The following is a 22,364-nucleotide window of genomic DNA, read 5'->3' as shown; positions in this document are numbered from 1 at the left end:
GGTGCGCCGTCCGGGCGTTTCCGTGTCCGCGACCGGGGCGGCGGCGGCCGCCCCGGTGCCGCTCAGTCGCCGTCCGGGTCGGCCCGCTCCAGCGCCGGCCGCTGCGGCGCCGCCGACTCCGTCAGCAGGTAGTCGGCCGCCGCCGTGTCCGTCACCAGGCTGGTGACCAGCCCGGACCTCAGCACCGCCCCGATCGCCGCGGCCTTGCGCTGGCCGCCCGCGATCGCCACCACCTCGGGGATCCGGCGCAGCCGGTCGGCCTCGACCGTGATGCACCGCTCCCCCAGGTCCCGGCCGACCCGCCGCCCCTCGGTGTCGAAGAGGTGCGCCGACATCTCCGCCGCGACACCGAGCGAGGCGTAGTGCGCCCGCTCCTCGTCGCTGAGCATGTCGTGGACGGTCGAGATGCCCGGCTCCCAGGAGCCGATGGAGACCGCCGCGACCGTCACCTTGTCGAAGTAGTCGAAGGCGCGGGCGATACCGGTCTGGTGGCGCAGCGCGGCGGCCGTCGCCGGGTCGGGCAGCAGCATCGGCGCGTAGATGGGGTGGGCCTCGCCGCCGGACACCTGGGCGGCCCGCCGGACCGCCTCGACGGAGCCGCGCTCGGCCGTCCCCGCGTCGTACACCCCGGTGAGCTGCACGACCGTGCACGGCGGCAGCCGGTCGAGCGCCGCCGCCATGTGAATGGTGGACCGGCCCCAGGCCAGCCCGAGCACATCGCCCTCGTTCACCAGTTCGCCGAGGAGATCGGCCGCGACCTCGCCCAGGTTCTCCGGGTCCGGTGCGTCGTCCTGCTCCTCGGCCGGGGACTCGACGACGACCGCGTGGCGCAGCCCGTAGCGGGCGCGGAGCGCGTCGGAGCGCTCGGCGTCGAGTTCGGCGGGGACGCGGATCTCGATCCGTACGAGGTCGCGCTCAAGGGCCGTCTCCAGGACCCGGGCCACCTTGAAGCGGCTGACGCCGAACTCCTCGGCGATCTGGATCTTCGACTTGCCCTCGAGGTAGAAGCGGCGGGCCATGGCCGCCGCCTGCACCAGCTCCGCGGGCCCCATCCGCAGGGCGGACCTGCCCGCCGACATTGCAGACACCGCGATCTCCTCACTGCTGTTCACACTCTCGATACGCCGTTCATCCTGTCAGATCCGGCGTTCCTTGATCGGTCCCGTCGGACCGAGTTCATCTGTCCTTGGCCGGGCGGACCCGCAATCGGGAGCGGGCGCCGGCCGCGGCGTCAGTGGGCGCACGCCCAGGCCGCCGAGGCGGTGGCCCCGTCGGCCTGGGCACGCAGGGCCCGCACGGCTTCGGCCGGGTCCGTCGCCCCGTACACCGCCGAACCCGCGACGAAGACGTCCGCCCCGGCCTCGGCGCACCGCTCGATGGTGGAAGCGGAGACGCCGCCGTCGACCTGGAGCCACAGTTCGAGGCCGTGCTTGGAGATCAGCTCACGGGTGCGGCGGATCTTCGGCAGCATGATGTCCAGGAAGGCCTGGCCGCCGAAGCCCGGCTCCACCGTCATGATCAGCAGCATGTCGAGCTCGGGGAGCAGGTCCTCGTACGGCTCGATGGGCGTCGCGGGCTTGAGCGCCATGGAGGCACGGGCGCCCTTGGCCCGGATCTCCCGCGCCAGCCGTACGGGGGCCGCCGCGGCCTCCGCGTGGAAGGTGACCGAACCGGCACCGGCCTCGACGTACTGGGGCGCCCAGCGGTCCGGGGCCTCGATCATCAGATGGCAGTCCAGCGGGGTGTCCGTGGCCCGGCTGAGCGATTCGACGATGGGCACGCCGAGGGTCAGATTGGGCACGAAGTGGTTGTCCATCACATCGACGTGGAGCCAGTCGGCGCCTTCGACCGCCTTCGCCTCCTCGGCGAGACGGGCGAAGTCGGCGGACAGGATGCTGGGGTTGATCTGGGCCATGTCCCAAGCCTGCCATGTTCCGCGCCACTTCCCCGCCCCGGTGCGGGCCAAAGCCTCACGGGATCATTACAGTTCGCGCGATCCGGGGCTCCCGGCCGCACGATCCGGGCGTTTCGGTCCCGTGCGGGTGCTCCGGGGGCCCGTCGCCGGCGGAGCGCGCGGAGCGGCCGCAGGGCCCCCGAGGCCCGTCGAAGCGGTCAGGCGGTACGTCGCAGCAGCGCCAGGTACATCGCGTCGGTGCCGTGCAGATGCGGCCACAGCTGGACGTCGGGGCCGTCGCCCAGCGCGGGCACGCCCGGCATCAGCGGGCGGGCGTCCACCCACTCGGCCTCGACGGGCTGACCGCCACGGCCCTTGAGCACGTCCTCCACGACGACCCGGGTCTCCGCGAGGTGCGGCGAGCAGGTCGCGTAGCCGACGACGCCGCCGACCCGTACCGCCTTCAACGCCTCGCGCAGCAGGCCGCGTTGGAGCGGGGCGAAGTTCTCCAGGTCCTCCTTGCGGCGGCGCCAGCGCGCCTCGGGGCGGCGGCGCAGGGCGCCGAGACCCGAGCACGGCACGTCCATGAGGACCCGGTCGAAGCTGCCGGGCTGCCACGGCGGGCGGGTACCGTCGGCGGTGATCACCTGGTACGGGCCGGGGTTGCCGGCCAGCGCGCGTTCGACGAGGCGGGCCCGGTGCGGCTGCTTCTCGGCGGCGAGCAGGGCGGCGCCGCGTCCGGCGGCGAGCGCGGCGAGCAGGGCGGCCTTGCCTCCGGGGCCGGCGCAGCCGTCGAGCCAGCGGCTGTCGTCGCCCTCCACGGGTGCGTTGGCGAGGGCGGCGGCCACCAGCTGGCTGCCCTCGTCCTGGACTCCGGCCCGGCCCTCCTGGACGGCGGTGAGCGCGCCGGGCTCGCCGCCCTCCGCCATCCGTACGGCGTACGGGGACCAGCGGCCCGGCAGGCCGTTCTCGTCGCCGAGGGCGGTGAGCAGCTCATCGGTGGTGGAGCGGCCGGGGCGGGCGACCAGGGTGACCTCGGGCCGCTCGTTGTCGGCTTCGAGCAGGTCCTCGATCCCGGCGCGGCCGCCGCCCAGCGCGTCCCACAGGGCGGAGACGACCCACCGGGGATGCGAGTGCACGACCGCGAGGTGGTCCTCGGCGTCCTCCTCGTACGACGGGGCCACCTTGGCCACCCAGCCGTCGAGGTCGTCCGCGGAGACCTTGCGCAGCACCGCGTTGACGAACTTGGCCCGGCCCTCGCCGAGCACCACCCGGGCCAGCTCCACGCTGGCGGAGACCGCCGCGTGGGTGGGGATGCGGGTGCCGAGCAGCTGGTGCACACCCATGTCGATCACGTCCAGGACCGGCGGGTCGACCTCGCGCAGCGGCCGGTCGATGCAGGCCGCGACGATCGCGTCGTACGTGCCCTGGCGGCGCAGCGTCCCGTAGACCAGCTCGGTCGCCAGCGCCGCGTCCCGGCTGTCGAAGTCGCCCTTGGCGCGGGCCTTCTTCAGCAGCGGGGGCAGCACGAGGTTGGCGTACGCGTCCCGTTCGTCGACGGCCCTGAGGGCTTCGAAGGCGAGGAACCGGACGGGGTCCTTCTTGGGACGGCGATGCGGCTTGGCGGGACGGCGACGCTGCTGGTCGTTCACGTGAAAGGTGCTCCGCTGATGGTGAGGGGGCGAACCCTCCCAGCCTACGTCGCCGTCCCGGCCCCCGACGGCTCAGCTGCCGAGCAGCTCGCCATGGACGATCCGGACCCCGCGGGCCCAGTCGGCGGCCCGCATCGGCTTCTTGCCCTGGGGCTGGACCCAGAGCAGCTCGACCGCGTGCGATCCGGTGCCCACGTACACGTTGTTCTTGGCCGCCGACAGCTCGCCGGGCGCCAGGTCGGCACGGTCCAGCACGGGCGCCGCCTGGATCAGCTTCAGCCGCTCCCCCCGGAACAGCGTCCAGGCGCCGGGCGCGGGCGTGCAGCCGCGCACCACGCGGTCGACCCGCAGGGCGGGGGCGGACCAGTCGACCTGGGCGTTCTCGACCGTGATCTTCGGCGCGAGGGTGATCCCGTCGGCGGGCTGCGGCACGGCGTGCAGGGTGCCGTCCTCGATGCCGTCCATCGTGGCGACGAGCAGCCCCGCACCGGCGAACGCCAGCCGGGTGAGCAGGTCGCCGCTGGTGTCGGTGGGACGCACCTCCTCGGTCAGCACGCCGTACACCGGGCCGGAGTCGAGCCCCTCCTCGATCAGGAAGGTCGAGGCGCCGGTCACCTCGTCCCCGGCCATGATCGAGTGCTGTACGGGGGCCGCGCCCCGCCAGGCGGGCAGCAGCGAGAAGTGGAGGTTGACCCAGCCCCGGGCAGGCACGGCGAGCGTCTCCTTGGGGAGCAGCGCACCGTAGGCGACGACCGGGCAGCAGTCCGGGGCGATCTCCCGCAGCCGGGCGAGGAAGCCCTCCTCGCGCGGCCGGGCGGGCTTGAGCACCTCGATGCCGGCCTCCTCGGCGCGCTCGGCGACGGGGCTGGCGACCAGGCGACGGCCCCGCCCGGCGGGGGCGTCGGGCCGGGTCACCACGGCGGCCACTTCGTGCCGGTCGGAGGCGATCAGGGCGTCCAGGGCGGGTACGGCTACCTCGGGGGTGCCTGCGAAGACGAGCTTCATGGGTGGCTGACTGCCTCTCGGGCCGGAACGTGCGGTGACGAGCAACGCACAAGTCTATGGGCCCCGCGGCCGGGGGGCGTACGCATGGCCGTGCGCCCCTTTGAAGGGCGCACGCGCCCCTGAAGCGTGACCAGATCCACAGCTGAGGCGTTGGTCAAGAGAGATTGACCGAAGCGAGCCGCCCTGGTGCGGCCCGATCCCTTTCAACGCCGGTTCGAGAGGCTTCTTCATGGCCGACCACGCAACCCACGACGCCCAAGCGAGGGCCAGTCTGCATCTGTTGGTGCGGGACATCGAGCGGGTCCGGCGGCAGGTGGACGCGCTGCGCACGCTCACCGCCCAACTGGGCAACGTCTACCGCCCGCGCCGCTCCGGCCCGTCCACGGGCTTCGTCGTCTACGGCAGGGCCCCGGCCCCCACCGTCAGGCTGGCCCAGGAGCTGCGCGACAGCGTCGAGACCCTGGTCACCGCGGCAGTCGACTTCGACCGCTCGCTGGGTTTCTCCTGGGACGCGGTGGGCTCCGCGCTCGGGGTCACCAAGCAGGCGGTGCACCGCCGCTACGGCGCACGCCGCAACGCCCGCCAGCCCGGGGCGGCCGAATCCGGCGCGGAGACCGCGGTGCCGCGCCCCCTGCCGCGGTCCGCCGGCCCGTCCGGGCTGCCGCCCGTGGTGCCTGCCGCGCGCTCCATGCCGCCGCAGCCGTCGGCGGACCGCCCGTCACTCCGGGACGACCTGCGCCCCGGCGTCTTCCCCGGCCCGCGCAACGGCTGACCGACCCCCACTCCATCCACTGCCCCGCCGCGCCCGCCGCCCGGCGGGGCAGCCGCACACCGGCTCCCGGGCTCCGGACTCCTGGCTTCCCGTGCTCCCGGGCGCCGCGCGTTCCGTCGCCCCACCCGGCATCACCCGGCGTCCGCCGGGCCGCCCGCCCCGCCGGGCATGCCGGCACCGGGGCTCCGGGCTCCTGGCCCCGGGCCCGGCCGCCCCCGGCACTCCGCCCGTCACCCGATGTCCGGCGGGTCCACCCTGATCCGGACCTGCTCGCCGCTCCCCCGGGACATCCGGGCCGCCTGCGCGGCCTTCAGCGCGGCCGCCAGCGCCGCCCCGCTGCCCGGAGGCACCCGGAGCAGCACCCGCTCCCAGGACTCCCCTTGAGGGGCGTCCCCGGGTCTGCGGGGCCTGCCCGGTCCGGTGACCGGGACCGGCACCGGGCCCAGCACCTCGGCCTCCCGCGGCAGCTCGGCCGCCGCGAGGAACGCGGCCAGCGCCTCGGGCGCGCCGGTCACCGCGGCCATCCGGGACACCGGGGGAAAGCCCAGCTCGGCCCGCTCCGCCAGCTCGCGGCGGGCATGGCCGACCGGATCCCAGCGCACCAGGGCCTGCACCGGCCGCAGCGTCGGCTCGGCGACGACCACCACCGTGCCGCCCGCCGGCTGACCGCGCACCAGCGAGGCAGCGGCCGTCCAGCGGCGCAGCGCCTCCTCGCCGGCCCGCAGGTCGGGGCGGCCGACCATCGCCCAGCCGTCCAGCAGCAGCGCGGCCGCGTAGCCGCCCTCGGCCACGGGTTCGGCGCCGGGGGTGCTGACGACCAGCGCGGGTGCGTCCGGCACCGAGTCGAGGATGTGGTCACGGCCGGACGTCCGCACCGGCACGGCCGGGAACGCCCGGCCGAGCTCCTCGGCCGTCCGGCGGGCGCCGACGATCCGGGCCCGCAGCCGGCTGGAGCCGCAGGCGACGCAGTGCCAGGCGGTCTCCGCCCGCCCGCACCAGGCGCAGTTCAGATCCCGCTGGTCCGGTGCCTCCAGCGGCCCCGAGCAGTGCCGGCACCGGGCGGGTTCGCGGCAGCGCTCGCAGGCCAGCCGCGGCGCGTATCCCCGGCGCGGCACCTGGACCAGGACGGGGCCGCTGCGCAGCCCGTCCCGCACCGTCTGCCAGGCCAGGCTGGGCAGCCGGGCGGCCCGCGCGGCGCCGTCCCGCGCCAGCTCCCCGTCGCCGACCGTACGGACCAGGGGCGCCGCGATCCGCAGCTGCTCCCGGTCCGCGCGCAGCGGCAGCGCCCAGCCGCTCTCCACCAGCTGGGCGGCCTCCACCGTGCAGTTCGTACCGCCGAGCAGGAATGCGCAGCGGCCGTGCGCGGCACGCAGTTCGAGCACTTCGCGGACGTGCGGGAAGGGGGCGTTGTCGTCGCTGTGGCTGGAGTCCCCGTCGTCCCAGACGGCGACCAGGCCGAGGTCCGCGACCGGGGCGAACATCGCCGCTCTCGTCCCGACGACCGCCCGCACCGAGCCGCGCCGCACGGCGAGCCACTCCCGGTACCGCTTCTCCGGTCCGGAGTCGGCGGTCAGCAACGCATGGCGTCCCGCTCCGAGCAGCTCGGTGAGCGCGGCGTCCACCCGCCCGGCGGTCCGGCCGTCGGGAACGACGACGAGGGCGCCGCGACCGGAGGCGAGGGTCGCGGCCATGGCCCTGGCGATCTCCTGAGGCCAGTGAGGTCCGGGCAGCGCGGTCCACACGGCCCGGGGCGCCCCGCCCCCGGCCAGCGCCCGCAGGAACGCCGGCCCCTGTTCGTACCGCTCCCAGGTGCCCGCCGCCGGCGCGGGCGGCGGTGGCAGGGGCTCGGGCGAGGGTCTGGACTCGGCCTTGCCGTTGCGGGGCGGGACGGCGAGCTGGAGCACATCGGCGAGGCTGCCCGCGTAGCGGTCGGCGACGGCCCGCGAGAGCGCGAGCAGCTCCGGCCCCAGCACCGGTTCGGGCGATACGACGGAGGCGAGCGCCGCGAGCGCGCCCGTGTAGTCCGACTCGGCGAGCCGCTCGACGAGGAAGCCGTCGATCAGACCGCCCCCTTCGCGCCGGCCACCGCGCACATTGCGCTTCCCGGCTCCGAACCGCACCCGCACCCGCACACCGGGCTGTGCCTCGGCGTCGAGCTCCTCGGGCACCGCGTAGTCGAAGTACTGGTCGAGATGGAGCACGCCCTTGTTGACCACCACCCGGGCGACGGGCAGCTCCTTGGCGAGCGCGGCGCCGCGCCAGGTCCGCGGCTTGGCCCGGGGCACCTTGGCCTTCCGCACCGTCTCCCGGATCAGCGCAAGCTGCTCCGGGGCCCCGTCGCCGGGGTCCGCGGATCGCTCGTTGTCGCTGCTCACAGCCAAATTCCTACCAGAGACGACTGACAGCGGCCCCGTCGAGGCGGGACCGGGGCCGGACGCGCCGGGGCCCGGACACCATGTGCGGTGTCCGGGCCCCGGCGTACGGACGGAAAGCCGGCCGGCCTACAGCCCGGCCGCCGCGCGCAGCGCGTCCACGCGGTCGGTGCGCTCCCAGGTGAAGTCGGGAAGCTCACGGCCGAAGTGGCCGTAGGCCGCGGTCTGGGCGTAGATCGGGCGGAGCAGGTCGAGGTCGCGGATGATCGCGGCCGGGCGGAGGTCGAAGACCTCGCCGATGGCGTGCTCGATCTTCTCCGTCTCGACGGCGGCGGTGCCGAACGTCTCGACGAACAGACCGACCGGCTCGGCCTTGCCGATCGCGTACGCGACCTGCACCTCGCAACGGGCGGCGAGGCCCGCGGCGACGACGTTCTTGGCGACCCAGCGCATGGCGTACGCGGCCGAGCGGTCCACCTTCGACGGGTCCTTGCCCGAGAAGGCGCCACCGCCGTGGCGGGCCATGCCGCCGTAGGTGTCGATGATGATCTTGCGGCCGGTCAGACCGGCGTCGCCCATCGGGCCACCGATCTCGAAGCGCCCGGTCGGGTTGACCAGCAGCCGGTAGCCGTCGGTGTCCAGCTTGATGCCGTCCTCGATCAGCTGCCCGAGCACGTGCTCGACGACGAACTCGCGGATGTCGGGCGCGAGCAGCGAGTCGAGGTCGATGTCGCTGGCGTGCTGCGAGGAGACGACGACCGTGTCGAGACGAATGGCCTTGTCGCCGTCGTACTCGATGGTGACCTGGGTCTTGCCGTCGGGACGCAGGTACGGGATGGTCCCGTTCTTGCGGACCTCGGAGAGCCGGCGGGAGAGCCGGTGCGCGAGGTGGATCGGGAGCGGCATGAGCTCGGGCGTCTCGTCGCAGGCGTAGCCGAACATCAGGCCCTGGTCGCCGGCGCCCTGCTTGTCGAGCTCGTCCTCATCGCCCTCGACCCGCTTCTCGTACGCGGTGTCGACGCCCTGCGCGATGTCGGGAGACTGCGCCCCGATGGACACCGAGACACCGCAGGAGGCGCCGTCGAAGCCCTTCTTCGAGGAGTCGTAGCCGATCTCCAGGACCTTGTTGCGTACGAGGGTCGGGATGTCGGCGTAGGCCTTGGTCGTGACCTCACCCGCAACATGCACCAGACCGGTGGTGATCAAGGTCTCGACGGCGACGCGGGACCGGGGGTCCTCGCGGAGCAGCGCGTCGAGAATGGTGTCGCTGATCTGGTCAGCGATCTTGTCGGGGTGACCCTCGGTGACGGATTCCGAGGTGAAGAGACGGCGGGACACATCGCTCCCTGGGGTTGCAGCGGCTGCTGGCTGATCATTTGGCGGACCGCCGGGAGCTGCGCCCGGCACGGTCCGGGATCAGTTTATCGGTCGCTTCCGTCCGGCGGACAGCGTGTCTCGCCCTTTGGGAGTTCTGTGACCTGTGGCACGGCCCTCCGACGCGGGCCGATCCCCGTCGGGCGATGCCATTTACGCCCATATTTCAAGGGTTTCGGCCCGGCCGCGGGCGCGTCACAAGATTTTCATCCGAGACGCGACGACACGAGATCCCAGACCGTGTCGGCGAGTGCTTCCTTGGGTCCGTACGGCACCTGGGTCTCGCCGCCGTCGGCCGCGAGCACCACGGCCTCGTTCTCCTCCGAGCCGAAGGTCCGGCGCTCCCCCACCTCGTTGACGACCAGGAGGTCGCAGCCCTTGCGGCGGAGCTTCTCCCGGCCGTTGGCGAGGACGTTGTCGGTCTCGGCGGCGAAACCGACGACGATCTGCCCCGGCCGGGCGCGTTCGCCGGCCACCTCGGCGAGGATGTCGGGGTTGCGGACGAGCGTGATGGGCGCGGGCTCCTGGCCGTCCTTCTTCTTGATCTTCCCCGTGGCGTACTCGGCGGGGCGGAAGTCCGCGACCGCCGCCGCCATCACGACCACGTCGGCGTCCGCGGCGGCCTTCAGCACGGCCTCGCGGAGCTGCACGGCGGTCCCCGCGCGCAGGACGTCGGCGCCTGCCGGGTCGGGCAGGCCGGTGTTGGCCTCGACGAGGGTGACCCGGGCGCCGCGGGCGACCGCGGTACGGGCCAGGGCGTAGCCCTGCTTGCCGGAGGAGCGGTTGCCGAGGTAGCGCACCGGGTCGAGCGGCTCACGCGTACCACCCGCGCTGATCACCACATGGCGGCCGGCCAGGTCGGGTCCGACGGGCCCGCGGGCCAGTACCCGGCGGCAGACCTCGAAGATCTCCCCGGGGTCGGGCAGCCGGCCCTTGCCGGTGTCGACACCGGTCAGCCGGCCGACGGCGGGCTCGATGACGACGGCGCCCCGGCGGCGCAGCGTGGCGACGTTCTCCTGGGTGGCGGGGTGCTCCCACATCTCGGTGTGCATGGCGGGTGCGAAGACGACCGGACAGCGGGCGGTGAGCAGCGTGTTGGTGAGCAGGTCGTCGGCGAGTCCGTGGGCCGCCTTGGCGAGCATGTCGGCGGTGGCGGGGGCGACGACCACCAGATCGGCGCCCTGGCCGATCCTGACGTGCGGCACCTCGTGGACGTCGTTCCAGACCTCGGTGGAGACCGGGTGGCCGGAGAGCGCGGACCAGGTGGCCGCCCCCACGAAGTGCAGCGACGACTCGGTCGGTACGACGCGCACGTCGTGACCGGACTCGGTCAGCCGGCGCAGCAGTTCGCACGCCTTGTACGCGGCGATGCCTCCGCTGACCCCCAGAACGACCTTCGGCTTGTCCACTGCGTCTCCCCGCACTCGGATACGAACACCCCCATGCTGCCTCACCACGACCGGTCCGACGCTGTCGCCCCGGACACACCTCAGGCCCGGCGGTCGCGGCCGCCGGGCCTGAGATGAAGATGCAATTCCTGCTTACTGCGCGGGGCCCTCGATGGCCTCGGAGGTGAGCAGGCCCGCGTTGATCTCGCGGAGCGCGATCGAGAGCGGCTTCTCGTGCACGTGGGTGTCGACGAGCGGACCGACGTACTCCAGGAGACCCTCGCCGAGCTGCGAGTAGTACGCGTTGATCTGGCGCGCGCGCTTGGCGGCGTAGATCACGAGGCTGTACTTCGAGTCGGTGGCCTCAAGGAGCTCATCAATCGGCGGGTTGATGATGCCCTCGGGCGTGGTGATGGAAGAGGACACTCTCTGCCTTCCGAAGGGGGTAAAGATCAAAGAAATCTTTGACGATGCGGAGATCTGCGGTGGCACGTACCGGCTTCGGCGACTTCGTCAGTCGCTGTCGGCACTGTGGCCGGAAACCTCCAGCATCAAGGCTAGCAGCTCACGGGCCACATCCTCGACGGAGGTGTTGACCAGCGTCGTATCGAACTCGGCCTCGGCGGCCAGTTCGATCTTGGCGGCGGCGAGCCGGCGCTCGATCACCTCGGGCGCCTCGGTCCCGCGGCCGGTGAGCCGGCGGACCAGCTCCTCCCAGCTCGGCGGGGCCAGGAAGACCAGCTGTGCGTCCGGCATGGACTGCCGGACCAGGCGGGCGCCCTGGAGGTCGATCTCCAGCAGCACCGGCTCGCCCGCCTCCAGGCGGTCGAGCACGGCGCGGCGGGGCGTGCCGTAGCGGTTGCCCGCGAATTCGGCCCACTCCAGCAGCTCACCGTTGGCGATCAGCTTGTCGAACTCCTCGTTGTCCACGAAGAAGTAGTGGACACCGTTGCGCTCGCCGGGGCGCGGCTTGCGGGTCGTCGCCGACACCGAGAGCCAGACCTCGGGGTGGACCTTGCGCATATGAGCGACGACCGTGCTCTTGCCGACCCCGGAGGGGCCGGAGAGCACGGTCAGCCGCGGACGTACGTCCGGGGGTACGGGGGACGTCCCCCGGGATGTTGCAGCCATGGAGCGATTATCCAGGTTCTCAGGAGTGCCTGAGAACGTCAGGCGGGGCTGCCGCCGAACTCACGCTCCAGGGATGCGATCTGGTTCGAGCCGAGACCCCGGACCCGGCGGCTCTCGGAGATGCCGAGCCGCTCCATGATCTGCTTGGCGCGGACCTTGCCCACGCCCGGCAGGGACTCCAGGAGGGCGGAGACCTTCATCTTGCCGATGACGTCGTTCTCCTGGCCCTGCTTGATGACCTCGTGGAGGGAGGCGCCGGAGTGCTTGAGTCGATTCTTGACCTCGGCCCGCTCCCGGCGAGCCGCGGCGGCCTTTTCGAGCGCGGCTGCGCGCTGTTCAGGGGTAAGGGGCGGAAGAGCCACGCCTACGTCACCTCGGATGTCGATCTGTCGGATACGGACCGGTGAGGAAGCTGAACGCTCCACACCAGGTGAGCGACGGACAACTTGTGTACGTCGGCTCTCGACGGAGACTAGCGGCCAAGGACGCCCGAGTCAGCGAGAACCAACGAAAAGTCCTGGTCAGCCTTGGCCGACCAGGACATTTCTGGCATAACAACCGAGTTTTTTGGTCAGGAAAGAGTCAACACCCGGTTACGTGGCATGGTCAGCTACCCGCCACGGCCGCCCGGATCTCGTCCGTGAGCCGTTCGGCGGCCTCCCGGAGCGCCGCCGTGTCCGGCCCCTGACTCAGCACTCCGCGGCTCACGCTGGGCACCACATTGCCCACCGAGGCGCCGAAGACGCCGGGCAGATCCGCGGGCGTCGCGCCCTGCGCCCCGATCCCGGGAGCGAGCAGCGGGCCGTTGATCGCCAGATTCGCCCCGGCGTCCCCGAGCGTGGCTCCGACCACCGCGCCGACGGAGCCGAGCGGGGTCATCCCCTCGTTCTCGGCGGCCATGTGGTCGAGCATGAGCTGGGCCAGCGAGCGGCCGTCCGCGGCGGTGGCCCGCTGCACCTCGGCGCCCTCCGGGTTGGAGGTGAGGGCCAGCACGAAGACGCCCGCGCCGGAGAGGACCGCCGCGTCGAGCGCCGGGCGCAGCGAGCCGAAGCCGAGGTACGGGGAGACGGTGACCGCGTCCGAGAACAGCGGCGAGTCCTTCTCCAGGTAGGTCGCCGCGTAGGCGCCCATGGTGGAGCCGATGTCGCCGCGCTTGGCGTCCATCAGCACCAGCGCGCCGGCCGCCCGCGCCTCCTGGACCGCCTTCTCCAGGACGGCGATGCCCCGCGAGCCGAAGCGCTCGAAGAAGGCGGACTGCGGCTTGAGCACGGCGACCCGGTCGGCCAGCGCCTCCACGACGGTGCGCGTGAAGCGTTCGAGCCCGGCGACGTCGTCGTTCAGGCCCCAGGCGGTGAGCAGCGAGGCGTGCGGGTCGATGCCGACGCACAGCGGGCCGCGGGTGTCCATGGCGCGGCGCAGGCGCGCGCCGAACGGTTCGGGGCTCATGCGGTGGCCTTCCTGGTCTCTGCGCCGACGGCCTCGGCGAGGGTGGCGTACGGGGAGGCGGCGAGGCGCGCGGCCAGGCCCTTGTGGATGGCGCGGGCGTAGAACGGGCCCTCGTAGATGAAGGCGCTGTAGCCCTGGACGAGCGTGGCGCCGGCCAGGATGCGCTGCCAGGCGTCCTCGGCGTTCTCGATGCCCCCGACACCGACCAGGGTGATCCGGTCGCCGACGCGCGCGTAGAGGCGGCTCAGCACCTCCAGGGAGCGCGCCTTGAGGGGGGCGCCGGAGAGCCCGCCGGTCTCCTGGACCAGGGACGGCGAGGACTTCAGGCCGAGGCCGCTGCGGGCGATGGTGGTGTTGGTGGCGATGATGCCGTCCAGGCCCAGTTCGACCGCGAGGTCGGCGACCGCGTCGACGTCCTCGTCCGCGAGGTCCGGGGCGATCTTGACGAGCAGCGGGACCCGGCGCCCGGTGACGGTCCGGTCGGCCGCCTCGCGCACGGCGCTTAGCAGGGGCCGCAGCGACTCGGTGGCCTGGAGGTTGCGCAGCCCCGGGGTGTTGGGCGAGGAGACGTTCACGACGAGGTAGTCGGCGTGGGCGGCGAGCCGCTCGGTGGACTTCACGTAGTCGCCGGCCGCTTCGGCCTCCGGCACGACCTTCGTCTTGCCGATGTTGACGCCGACCGTGGTCCGGAAGACCGGCCGGCGGGCGGCGAGGCGGGCGGCGACGGCGGCCGAGCCCTCGTTGTTGAAGCCCATGCGGTTGATCAGCGCGCGGTCCGCGACGAGGCGGAAGAGGCGCTTCTTGGGGTTGCCGGGCTGCGGCTCGCCGGTGACCGTGCCGATCTCGACGTGGTCGAAGCCGAGCATCGCCATGCCGTCGATCGCGACGGCGTTCTTGTCGAAACCGGCGGCGAGGCCGAACGGGCCGTGCATCCGCAGGCCGAGGGCCTCGGTGCGCAGCTCCTCGTACCGGGGCGCGAGCGCGGCGGCGACGAAGGTACGCAGCACGGGGGTCCGGGCGGCGAGGCGGATCCACCGGAAGGCCAGGTAGTGGGCCTGCTCCGGGTCCATCCGCTTGAAGACCAGGCGGAAGAAGAACTTGTACATCGGGGTGTCCTCGGTGTCCTCACGGAGAGGGGGACACCGTTCCCGGTGTCCCCCTGTCGGCTGCTAGTCGCGGGCCGCGGTCAGATGCTCGGCGTGTTCCTGGAGGGAACGGACGCCGACGCCCCCGTGGGTCAGTGCGTCGATGCCCTGGACGGCGGCGGCGAGCGCCTGGACCGTCGTCAGGCACGGTACGGACCGGGCCACGGCCGCGGTGCGGATCTCGTAGCCGTCGAGTCGGCCGCCCGTTCCGTACGGCGTGTTGACGATGAGGTCGACCTCGCCGTCGTGGATCAGCTGGACGATGGTCTTCTCGCCCTGCGGGCCCACGCCCTCGGACTGCTTGCGCACGATCGTGGCGTTGATGCCGTTGCGCTTGAGGACCTCGGCGGTGCCGGAGGTGGCGAGCAGCTCGAAGCCGTGCGCGACGAGTTCGCGCGCCGGGAAGATCATCGAGCGCTTGTCCCGGTTGGCGACCGAGATGAACGCGCGGCCCTTGGTGGGCAGCGGGCCGTACGCGCCGGCCTGCGACTTGGCGTACGCCGTGCCGAAGACCGAGTCGATGCCCATGACCTCACCGGTGGAGCGCATCTCCGGGCCGAGGACGGTGTCGACGCCGCGGCCGTGGATGTCGCGGAAGCGCGACCACGGCATCACGGCCTCCTTGACGGAGATCGGCGCGTCCATCGGGAGGGTGCCGCCGTCACCGTTGGCCGGGAGGAGTCCCTCCGCGCGCAGTTCGGCGATGGTCGCGCCCAGCGAGATGCGGGCGGCGGCCTTGGCGAGCGGGACCGCGGTCGCCTTCGAGGTGAAGGGGACGGTGCGGGAGGCGCGCGGGTTGGCCTCCAGGACGTAGAGGATGTCGCCGGAGAGCGCGAACTGGATGTTGATCAGTCCGCGTACGCCGACACCCTTGGCGATGCCTTCGGTGGAGGCCCGCAGCCGCTTGATGTCGTAGCCGCCGAGCGTGATCGGGGGCAGCGCGCAGGCGGAGTCGCCGGAGTGGATGCCGGCCTCCTCGATGTGCTCCATGACGCCGCCGAGGTAGAGCTCGGTGCCGTCGTAGAGCGCGTCGACGTCGATCTCGATGGCGTCGTCGAGGAAGCGGTCGACCAGGACCGGCCGGGTCGGGCTGATCTCGGTGGACTCGGCGATGTACGAGGAGAGCCGCGTCTCATCGTACACGATCTCCATGCCGCGGCCGCCGAGCACGTAGCTGGGGCGGACCAGGACGGGGTAGCCGATCTCGTCGGCGATGGCCTTGGCCTCGTCGAACGTGGTGGCCGTGCCGTGCTTCGGGGCGGGGAGCCCGGCCTCGGCCAGGACGCGGCCGAAGGCGCCGCGGTCCTCGGCGGCGTGGATGGCCTCCGGGGACGTGCCGACGACCGGCACGCCGTTGTCCTTGAGCGCCTGCGACAGGCCCAGCGGGGTCTGGCCGCCGAGCTGGACGATGACACCGGCGACCGGTCCGGCGAGGGTCTCCGCGTGCACGATCTCCAGCACGTCTTCCAGCGTCAGCGGCTCGAAGTACAGGCGGTCGGAGGTGTCGTAGTCGGTGGAGACGGTCTCCGGGTTGCAGTTGACCATCACGGTCTCGTAGCCCGCTTCGCTCAGCGCGAAGGAGGCGTGGACGCAGGAGTAGTCGAACTCGATGCCCTGGCCGATGCGGTTGGGGCCGGAGCCGAGGATGATCACCGCAGGCCTGGTGCGGGACGCGACCTCGTTCTCCTCGTCGTAGGAGGAGTAGAAGTACGGCGTCTTCGCGGCGAACTCGGCGGCGCAGGTGTCGACCGTCTTGTAGACCGGGCGGATGCCCAGCGCGTGCCGCACCTCGCGCACCACGTCCTCGCGCAGGCTGCGGATCTCGGCGATCTGCGCGTCGGAGAAGCCGTGCCGCTTGGCCTCGGCGAGCAGCTCGGGGCCCAGCTCGTCGGCGGCGGCGAGCTCGTCGGCGATCTCCTTGATCAGGAAGAGCTGGTCGACGAACCAGGGGTCGATCTTCGTGGCGTCGAAGACCTCTTCCTGGGTGGCGCCGGCCCTGATCGCCTGCATGACGGTGTTGATCCGGCCGTCGGTCGGGCGGACCGCCTCGGCCAGCAGCTCGGCCTTGTCGCCGGGCTCGCCGACGAAGGAGAACTGCGAGCCCTTCTTCTCCAGCGAGCGGAGCGCCTTCTGGAGCGCCTCGGTGAAGTTCCGGCCGATCGCCATGGCCTCGCCCACCGACTTCATGGTGGTGGTGAGGGTGGAGTCGGCGGAGGGGAACTTCTCGAAGGCGAAGCGGGGGGCCTTGACGACGACGTAGTCGAGGGTCGGCTCGAAGGAGGCCGGGGTCTTCTCGGTGATGTCGTTGGGGATCTCGTCGAGCGTGTAGCCGACGGCCAGCTTGGCGGCGATCTTGGCGATCGGGAAGCCGGTGGCCTTGGAGGCGAGCGCCGAGGAGCGGGAGACGCGCGGGTTCATCTCGATCACGATGACCCGGCCGTCGGTCGGGTCGATGGCGAACTGGATGTTGCAGCCGCCGGTGTCGACGCCGACCTCGCGGATGATCGCGATGCCGATGTCGCGCAGCCGCTGGTACTCACGGTCGGTGAGCGTCATCGCCGGGGCGACCGTGATCGAGTCGCCGGTGTGGACGCCCATCGGGTCGAAGTTCTCGATGGAACAGACGACCACGACGTTGTCGTTCTTGTCGCGCATCAGCTCCAGCTCGTACTCCTTCCAGCCGAGGATGGACTCCTCCAGGAGCACCTCGGTGGTCGGCGAGAGCGTGAGGCCCTGTCCGGCGATGCGGCGCAGCTCGTCCTCGTCGTGGGCGAAGCCGGAGCCGGCGCCGCCCATGGTGAAGGAGGGGCGGACGACGACGGGGTAGCCGCCGAGCGTCTCGACGCCGGCGATCACGTCGTCCATGGAGTGGCAGATGACCGAGCGGGCGGACTCGCCGTAACCGATCTTCGCCTTGACGGCCTCGACGACGCCCTTGAAGAGGTCGCGGTCCTCGCCCTTGTTGATGGCCTCGACGTTGGCGCCGATGAGCTCGACGCCGTACTTCTCCAGGACACCGTTCTCGTGCATGGAGATCGCGGTGTTGAGCGCGGTCTGGCCGCCCAGGGTGGGGAGCAGCGCGTCGGGGCGCTCCTTGGCGATGATCTTCTCGACGAACTCGGGGGTGATCGGCTCGACGTACGTGGCGTCGGCGATCTCCGGGTCGGTCATGATCGTCGCCGGGTTGGAGTTCACCAGGATGACGCGCAGGCCCTCGGCCTTGAGTACGCGGCAGGCCTGGGTGCCGGAGTAGTCGAACTCGGCGGCCTGGCCGATGACGATCGGGCCGGAGCCGATGACCAGGACGGACTGGATATCGGAGCGCTTAGGCACGCTGGCCCTCCATCAGGGAGACGAAACGGTCGAAGAGGTACGCGGCGTCGTGCGGGCCGGCGGCTGCTTCGGGGTGGTACTGGACGCTGAAGGCCGGCTGGTCGAGGAGCTGGAGCCCCTCGACGACCTGGTCGTTCAGGCAGACGTGGGAGACCTCGGCGCGGCCGAACTTCGTGTCGGACACCTTGTCGAGCGGGGCGTCGACGGCGAAGCCGTGGTTGTGCGCGGTGACCTCGACCTTGCCGGTCGTGCGGTCCTGCACGGGCTGGTTGATGCCGCGGTGGCCGTACTTCAGCTTGTAGGTGCCGAAGCCGAGGGCGCGGCCCAGAATCTGGTTGCCGAAGCAGATGCCGAAGAGCGGGGTCTTCCGCTCCAGGACGCCCTGCATGACGGAGACCGGGTGGTCGGCGGTGGCCGGGTCGCCGGGGCCGTTGGAGAAGAACACGCCGTCGGGCCCGACCGCGTACACCTCCTCCAGGGTGGCGGTCGCGGGCAGTACGTGCACCTCGATGCCGCGCTCGGCCATCCGGTGCGGGGTCATGCCCTTGATGCCGAGGTCGATCGCGGCGACGGTGAACTTCTTGGTGCCGATCGCGGGGACGACGTACGTCTCCTTGGTGGCGACCTCGGCGGAGAGGTCGGCGCCGACCATCTCGGGGGCCCGCAGGACACGGGCCAGCAGCGTGGCCTCGTCGGCGACGGCGTCACCGGAGAAGATGCCGACGCGCATGGCGCCGCGCTCGCGCAGGTGACGGGTGAGCGCGCGGGTGTCGACACCGCTGATGCCGACGACGCCCTGGCGCTCCAGCTCCTCGTCGAGCGAACGCTGCGAGCGCCAGTTGGAGGGCACCCGGGCGGGGTCGCGGACGACGTAGCCGGAGACCCAGATCCGTCCGGACTCGGGGTCCTCGTCGTTCACCCCGGTGTTCCCGACGTGCGGGGCGGTCATCACGACGACCTGGCGGTGGTACGAGGGGTCGGTCAGCGTCTCCTGGTAGCCGGTCATGCCGGTGGAGAAAACCGCCTCGCCGAAGGTCTCCCCCACGGCCCCGTAGGCGCGGCCGCGGAAGGCGCGGCCGTCCTCCAGGACGAGTACGGCGGGAGCTTTGGCGGCTCCCCGGGTGGAGATCGTCATCGTGCGGTGCCTTCCGTAGTGCTGGTGAGTTGGTTGATGGCCTCGACCCAGGCCGGGTGCTCGGCGGAGTGGTCGGAGCGGAATCCGGAGTCGATCAGCTTGTCGCCGTGCGCCCAGGTGATGATCAGCAGGCCGCCCTCGGGGAGGACCTTGCCGGCGATGCCCTTGTCGAGCCGGGCCTCGCGCAGGGCGGCGGCCGGCACGAAGAAGTCGGCCGCGCCGGGGCGTACGACGTCGAGGCCCTGTCCGGTCAGGGTGAGCTCGACGCGGCTGCGGGTGCCGAGGCCGTGGGCGACGATCCGGTCGAGCCATTGCCCGGCGGTGGTCGAGGCGTGGTAGCGGCCGGTCAGTGTGAGCAGCTTCTCGCCGTCCGCGTACCCCTCCGGGGTGGCGGCGAGCTCCGGCAGGTCGGACTGGAGGCTGCCCCGCCACTTCCATCCCTGGCGCATCAGCCAGTAGACGAAGGCGATCAGGACGATCAGTCCGACGACCCAGCTGATCCGGGCGGACCAGTCGGTCACCTCGGCCGACTTCCGGTCGGCGGCGAGCTGGTACAGAGGGATGAGTGATGTCACGCGAGCTTCCCGTCGACGACCGTGGCACGGCCCCGCAGGAAGGTGTGGGTGACTCGGCCCGGCAGCTCGCGCCCCTCGTACGGAGTGTTGCGGCTGCGGGAGGCGAAGCCCGCGGGGTCCACGACACCACGGTAAGCCGGATCGACCAGGGTGAGGTTGGCGGGTTCGCCGGCCGAGACGGGCCGGCCGTGTCCGTCGAGCCGTCCGATGGCGGCCGGGCGGAACGACATCCGGTCGGCGACGCCCGCCCAGTCGATCATTCCGGTCTCGACCATCGTCTGCTGGACGACGGAGAGCGCGGTCTCCAGGCCCACCATGCCCATGGCGGCGGCGGCCCACTCGCAGTCCTTGTCCTCGTGCGGGTGCGGGGCGTGGTCGGTGGCGACGCAGTCGATGGTGCCGTCGGCGAGCGCCTCGCGCAGGGCCATGACGTCGGCCTCGGTGCGCAGCGGCGGGTTCACCTTGTAGACCGGGTTGTAGGACCGTACGAGCTCGTCGGTGAGGAGCAGGTGGTGCGGGGTGACCTCGGCGGTGACGTTCCAGCCCTTGGACTTGGCCCAGCGGACGATCTCGACGGACCCGGCGGTCGACAGGTGGCAGATGTGCACCCGGGAGCCGACGTGGGCGGCGAGCAGCACGTCACGGGCGATGATCGACTCCTCGGCGACGGCGGGCCAGCCGCCGAGACCGAGTTCGGCGGAGACGACGCCCTCGTTCATCTGGGCGCCCTCGGTGAGGCGCGGCTCCTGGGCGTGCTGGGCGACGACGCCGTCGAAGGCCTTCACGTACTCCAGCGCGCGGCGCATGATCACCGCGTCGTCGACGCACTTGCCGTCGTCGGAGAAGACCTTCACCCCGGCGGCCGAGTCGTGCATGGCACCGAGCTCGGCGAGCTTCTTGCCCTCCAGGCCGACGGTGACGGCGCCGATCGGCTGCACGTCGCAGTAGCCGGACTCCTTGCCGAGCCGCCAGACCTGCTCGACGACACCGGCGGTGTCGGCCACCGGGAAGGTGTTGGCCATGGCGTGCACGGCGGTGAAGCCGCCGACGGCCGCGGCCTTGGTGCCGGTGAGGACGGTCTCGGAGTCCTCGCGGCCGGGCTCGCGCAGGTGGGTGTGGAGGTCGACCAGGCCGGGCAGGAGGATCTGTCCCGCGGCCTCGACGACGGTCGCGTCACCGGCCTCGATGCCGGTGCCACTCCAGTCGATTTCGCCCTGCCGGGCGGTGGCGGCGATGGTCTCGCCGTCGATCAGGACGTCCTGGGGTTCGCCGCCGAGGACCTTCGCGCCGCGGATAAGGATCTTGCTCATGGTTACTTGTTCTCCTCGGTACGGGACGGGGCGGCGGGGGCGGCGGATTCGTACCCGCCCAGCAGCAGATACAGGACGGCCATGCGGATCGAGACGCCGTTGGCGACCTGCTCGACGACCGTGCACCGGTCGGAGTCGGCGACCTCGGCGGTGATCTCCATGCCGCGCACCATCGGGCCGGGGTGCATGACGATGGCGTGCCCGGGCATCCGCGCCATCCGGTCGGCGTCCAGGCCGTAGCGGCGGGAGTACTCGCGCTCGGTCGGGAAGTAGGCGGCGTTCATCCGTTCGCGCTGCACACGCAGCATCATCACCGCGTCGGACTCCGGCAGCACCTCGTCGAGGCTGTAGCTGACGTCGCACGGCCACTGTTCGACGCCGACCGGGACGAGGGTCGGCGGGGCCACCAGGGTGACGTGGGCGCCGAGCGTGTTGAGCAGGTGGACGTTGGAGCGGGCCACCCGGCTGTGCAGGATGTCGCCGACGATGGTGATCCGGCGGCCGTCGAGATCCCGGCCCAGGCCGCTGTCGGCCCCGACCAGGCGGCGGCGCATCGTGAAGGCGTCCAGCAGGGCCTGGGTGGGGTGCTCGTGGGTGCCGTCACCGGCGTTGACGACGGCGCCGTCGATCCAGCCGGAGGTGGCGAGGCGGTACGGGGCGCCGGAGGCACCGTGCCGGATGACGACGGCGTCGGCGCCCATCGCCTCCAGGGTGAGCGCGGTGTCCTTGAGCGACTCGCCCTTGGAGACGGACGAGCCCTTCGCGGAGAAGTTGATGACGTCGGCGGAGAGGCGCTTGGCGGCGGCCTCGAAGGAGATGCGGGTACGTGTCGAGTCCTCGAAGAAGAGGTTGACGACGGTACGGCCGCGCAGGGTCGGGAGCTTCTTGATCGGCCGGTCCGCGACCCTGGCCATCTCCTCGGCGGTGTCGAGGATCAGGACGGCGTCGTCGCGGGTGAGGTCGGCGGCCGAGATGAGGTGGCGCTTCATCTGGGTGTTCTCCGGGGGCTGGAGGGTTCAGGCATGCGGGCGTGCGGAAGCAGCCGTAGTGGCTCGTGGTGGGCCGTACGGGGGTGGTGGGGCTACTGCTCGCCCGTCGGGGCGGTCCGCTCCACTCCGAGCAGCACGGCGTCCCGGCCGTCCTCCTCGGCGAGCTGGACCTTGACCGTCTCCCGCAGCGACGTGGGGAGGTTCTTGCCGACGTAGTCGGCGCGGATCGGGAGTTCGCGGTGACCCCGGTCGACGAGGACCGCGAGCTGCACCGCACGGGGCCGGCCGATGTCGCCCAGGGCGTCGAGGGCGGCGCGGATCGTGCGTCCCGAGAACAGGACGTCGTCGACGAGCACGACCAGCCGGCCCTCGATGCCCTCGCCGGGGATCTCGGTGCGGGCCAGGGCGCGCGCCGGGCGCAGCCGCAGGTCGTCGCGGTACATGGTGATGTCGAGGGAGCCGACCGGCATTTTCCCGCCGGTGATCTCTTCGAGCTTCTCGGCGAGCCGACGGGCGAGGAACACGCCCCGCGTCGGGATGCCGAGGAGAACCACGTCGTCGGCGCCCTTGGCGCGTTCGACGATCTCGTGGGCGATCCGGGTCAGTACCCGGGCGATGTCGGGAGCCTCCAGAACGGGGCGTGCCGCATTGCCGGTGGCGTCGTGCTGTGCGTCCATAAGAAACGGACCTCCTTCTCCGTCTCACGGGACGGACCTTAAAGGACGTCGAAATTGCGTCATCCACGTTACCAGGGCTTGCGCCGGCCCCCGCTCCCGCCCCCGGGAGGTGCCGGTCCGGACCATTCGGCTTGACGCATCCAAGTAACGCTGCGTAACCTCACAG

The 22,364-nt window shown here is 72.1% G+C and carries 19 protein-coding genes; 1 reads left to right on the top strand and 18 read right to left on the bottom strand.

The window, feature by feature from the left end; genetic code table 11:
- Positions 1-62: 62 nt before the first annotated feature.
- The 4 genes from EES42_RS15825 to fmt all read right to left on the bottom strand — a co-directional run bounded on the left by EES42_RS15825 (position 63) and on the right by fmt (position 4,551).
- The gene (locus tag EES42_RS15825; protein WP_093541023.1) at positions 63-1,079 is read right to left on the bottom strand and encodes a sugar-binding transcriptional regulator; all 1,017 of its coding nucleotides are present in this window, start codon (positions 1,077-1,079) and stop codon (positions 63-65) included.
- Between the two features lie 152 nt (positions 1,080-1,231).
- On the bottom strand, positions 1,232-1,915 hold the full coding sequence (gene rpe, locus EES42_RS15820; protein WP_124718868.1) for a ribulose-phosphate 3-epimerase: 684 nt from the start codon (positions 1,913-1,915) through the stop codon (positions 1,232-1,234).
- A 197-nt stretch (positions 1,916-2,112) separates the two neighbouring features.
- Positions 2,113-3,546, bottom strand: coding sequence for an RsmB/NOP family class I SAM-dependent RNA methyltransferase (locus EES42_RS15815; RefSeq protein ID WP_124718867.1), 1,434 nt, complete (start codon positions 3,544-3,546; stop codon positions 2,113-2,115).
- A 72-nt stretch (positions 3,547-3,618) separates the two neighbouring features.
- A complete protein-coding gene (fmt, locus tag EES42_RS15810) occupies positions 3,619-4,551 on the bottom strand; it encodes a methionyl-tRNA formyltransferase (RefSeq protein WP_124718866.1) in 933 nt (310 codons plus the stop codon).
- Between the two features lie 229 nt (positions 4,552-4,780).
- On the opposite strand from fmt, the gene EES42_RS15805 reads away from it, so the two are divergent.
- Entirely contained in the window at positions 4,781-5,323 is a 543-nt protein-coding gene (locus EES42_RS15805; protein ID WP_124718865.1) for a hypothetical protein, read from the top strand.
- A gap of 230 nt (positions 5,324-5,553) precedes the next feature.
- Here the strand turns inward: EES42_RS15805 and EES42_RS15800 are convergent, their stop codons facing one another.
- From EES42_RS15800 to pyrR, 14 genes are all read right to left on the bottom strand, one after another.
- On the bottom strand, positions 5,554-7,698 hold the full coding sequence (locus EES42_RS15800) for a primosomal protein N' (protein WP_124718864.1): 2,145 nt from the start codon (positions 7,696-7,698) through the stop codon (positions 5,554-5,556).
- Between the two features lie 126 nt (positions 7,699-7,824).
- Positions 7,825-9,033 carry a methionine adenosyltransferase gene (gene metK / locus EES42_RS15795; RefSeq protein ID WP_124718863.1) on the bottom strand — a complete coding sequence of 403 codons (1,209 nt, stop codon included), beginning with the start codon at positions 9,031-9,033 and terminating at the stop codon, positions 7,825-7,827.
- Between the two features lie 242 nt (positions 9,034-9,275).
- Positions 9,276-10,478 carry a bifunctional phosphopantothenoylcysteine decarboxylase/phosphopantothenate--cysteine ligase CoaBC gene (gene coaBC, locus EES42_RS15790; RefSeq protein ID WP_124718862.1) on the bottom strand — a complete coding sequence of 401 codons (1,203 nt, stop codon included), beginning with the start codon at positions 10,476-10,478 and terminating at the stop codon, positions 9,276-9,278.
- A gap of 132 nt (positions 10,479-10,610) precedes the next feature.
- Positions 10,611-10,883: a DNA-directed RNA polymerase subunit omega gene (gene rpoZ, locus EES42_RS15785; protein WP_003970369.1), complete on the bottom strand. Its 273-nt coding sequence runs from the start codon at positions 10,881-10,883 to the stop codon at positions 10,611-10,613.
- A gap of 87 nt (positions 10,884-10,970) precedes the next feature.
- Complete coding sequence (gene gmk, locus EES42_RS15780; protein WP_124718861.1) at positions 10,971-11,588, bottom strand: guanylate kinase; 618 nt, start codon at positions 11,586-11,588, stop codon at positions 10,971-10,973.
- A 38-nt stretch (positions 11,589-11,626) separates the two neighbouring features.
- Positions 11,627-11,950: an integration host factor gene (locus EES42_RS15775; protein WP_003970367.1), complete on the bottom strand. Its 324-nt coding sequence runs from the start codon at positions 11,948-11,950 to the stop codon at positions 11,627-11,629.
- 244 nt (positions 11,951-12,194) lie between these two features.
- Positions 12,195-13,034 carry an orotidine-5'-phosphate decarboxylase gene (gene pyrF / locus EES42_RS15770; RefSeq protein WP_124718860.1) on the bottom strand — a complete coding sequence of 280 codons (840 nt, stop codon included), beginning with the start codon at positions 13,032-13,034 and terminating at the stop codon, positions 12,195-12,197.
- Entirely contained in the window at positions 13,031-14,140 is a 1,110-nt protein-coding gene (locus tag EES42_RS15765) for a quinone-dependent dihydroorotate dehydrogenase (RefSeq protein WP_124718859.1), read from the bottom strand. Before EES42_RS15765 ends, pyrF begins: the two co-directional genes overlap by 4 nt.
- A gap of 63 nt (positions 14,141-14,203) precedes the next feature.
- On the bottom strand, positions 14,204-17,512 hold the full coding sequence (gene carB, locus EES42_RS15760) for a carbamoyl-phosphate synthase large subunit (RefSeq protein ID WP_124718858.1): 3,309 nt from the start codon (positions 17,510-17,512) through the stop codon (positions 14,204-14,206).
- Positions 17,505-18,647 carry a glutamine-hydrolyzing carbamoyl-phosphate synthase small subunit gene (carA, locus tag EES42_RS15755; RefSeq protein WP_124718857.1) on the bottom strand — a complete coding sequence of 381 codons (1,143 nt, stop codon included), beginning with the start codon at positions 18,645-18,647 and terminating at the stop codon, positions 17,505-17,507. Before carA ends, carB begins: the two co-directional genes overlap by 8 nt.
- Positions 18,644-19,222 (bottom strand): PH-like domain-containing protein, encoded by a 579-nt coding sequence (locus tag EES42_RS15750; protein WP_124718856.1) that lies wholly within the window; start codon positions 19,220-19,222, stop codon positions 18,644-18,646. The genes carA and EES42_RS15750 overlap by 4 nt, the downstream gene beginning before the upstream one ends.
- Entirely contained in the window at positions 19,219-20,532 is a 1,314-nt protein-coding gene (locus tag EES42_RS15745) for a dihydroorotase (RefSeq protein ID WP_124718855.1), read from the bottom strand. Before EES42_RS15745 ends, EES42_RS15750 begins: the two co-directional genes overlap by 4 nt.
- A gap of 2 nt (positions 20,533-20,534) precedes the next feature.
- Entirely contained in the window at positions 20,535-21,521 is a 987-nt protein-coding gene (locus EES42_RS15740; protein WP_124718854.1) for an aspartate carbamoyltransferase catalytic subunit, read from the bottom strand.
- Between the two features lie 92 nt (positions 21,522-21,613).
- Positions 21,614-22,198, bottom strand: a complete 585-nt coding sequence (gene pyrR, locus EES42_RS15735; RefSeq protein WP_124718853.1) for a bifunctional pyr operon transcriptional regulator/uracil phosphoribosyltransferase PyrR — start codon at positions 22,196-22,198, stop codon at positions 21,614-21,616.
- Positions 22,199-22,364 lie beyond the last annotated feature (166 nt).

This window comes from Streptomyces sp. ADI95-17 (genome assembly GCF_003846175.1).
GTDB classification, from domain to species: domain Bacteria; phylum Actinomycetota; class Actinomycetes; order Streptomycetales; family Streptomycetaceae; genus Streptomyces; species Streptomyces sanglieri.
This window is presented reverse-complemented; position numbering and strand designations above follow the sequence as displayed.

Bases quoted from the DNA above. Each gene is read 5' to 3' on its own strand.
- EES42_RS15825 (WP_093541023.1), bottom strand. From the start codon at position 1,079: ATGTCGGCGGGCAGGTCCGCCCTGCGGATGGGGCCCGCGGAGCTGGTG.
- rpe (WP_124718868.1), bottom strand. From the start codon at position 1,915: ATGGCCCAGATCAACCCCAGCATCCTGTCCGCCGACTTCGCCCGTCTC.
- fmt (WP_124718866.1), bottom strand. From the start codon at position 4,551: ATGAAGCTCGTCTTCGCAGGCACCCCCGAGGTAGCCGTACCCGCCCTG.
- EES42_RS15805 (WP_124718865.1), top strand. From the start codon at position 4,781: ATGGCCGACCACGCAACCCACGACGCCCAAGCGAGGGCCAGTCTGCAT.
- gmk (WP_124718861.1), bottom strand. From the start codon at position 11,588: ATGGCTGCAACATCCCGGGGGACGTCCCCCGTACCCCCGGACGTACGT.
- pyrF (WP_124718860.1), bottom strand. From the start codon at position 13,034: ATGAGCCCCGAACCGTTCGGCGCGCGCCTGCGCCGCGCCATGGACACC.
- EES42_RS15765 (WP_124718859.1), bottom strand. From the start codon at position 14,140: ATGTACAAGTTCTTCTTCCGCCTGGTCTTCAAGCGGATGGACCCGGAG.
- carA (WP_124718857.1), bottom strand. From the start codon at position 18,647: ATGACGATCTCCACCCGGGGAGCCGCCAAAGCTCCCGCCGTACTCGTC.
- EES42_RS15745 (WP_124718855.1), bottom strand. From the start codon at position 20,532: ATGAGCAAGATCCTTATCCGCGGCGCGAAGGTCCTCGGCGGCGAACCC.
- EES42_RS15740 (WP_124718854.1), bottom strand. From the start codon at position 21,521: ATGAAGCGCCACCTCATCTCGGCCGCCGACCTCACCCGCGACGACGCC.
- pyrR (WP_124718853.1), bottom strand. From the start codon at position 22,198: ATGGACGCACAGCACGACGCCACCGGCAATGCGGCACGCCCCGTTCTG.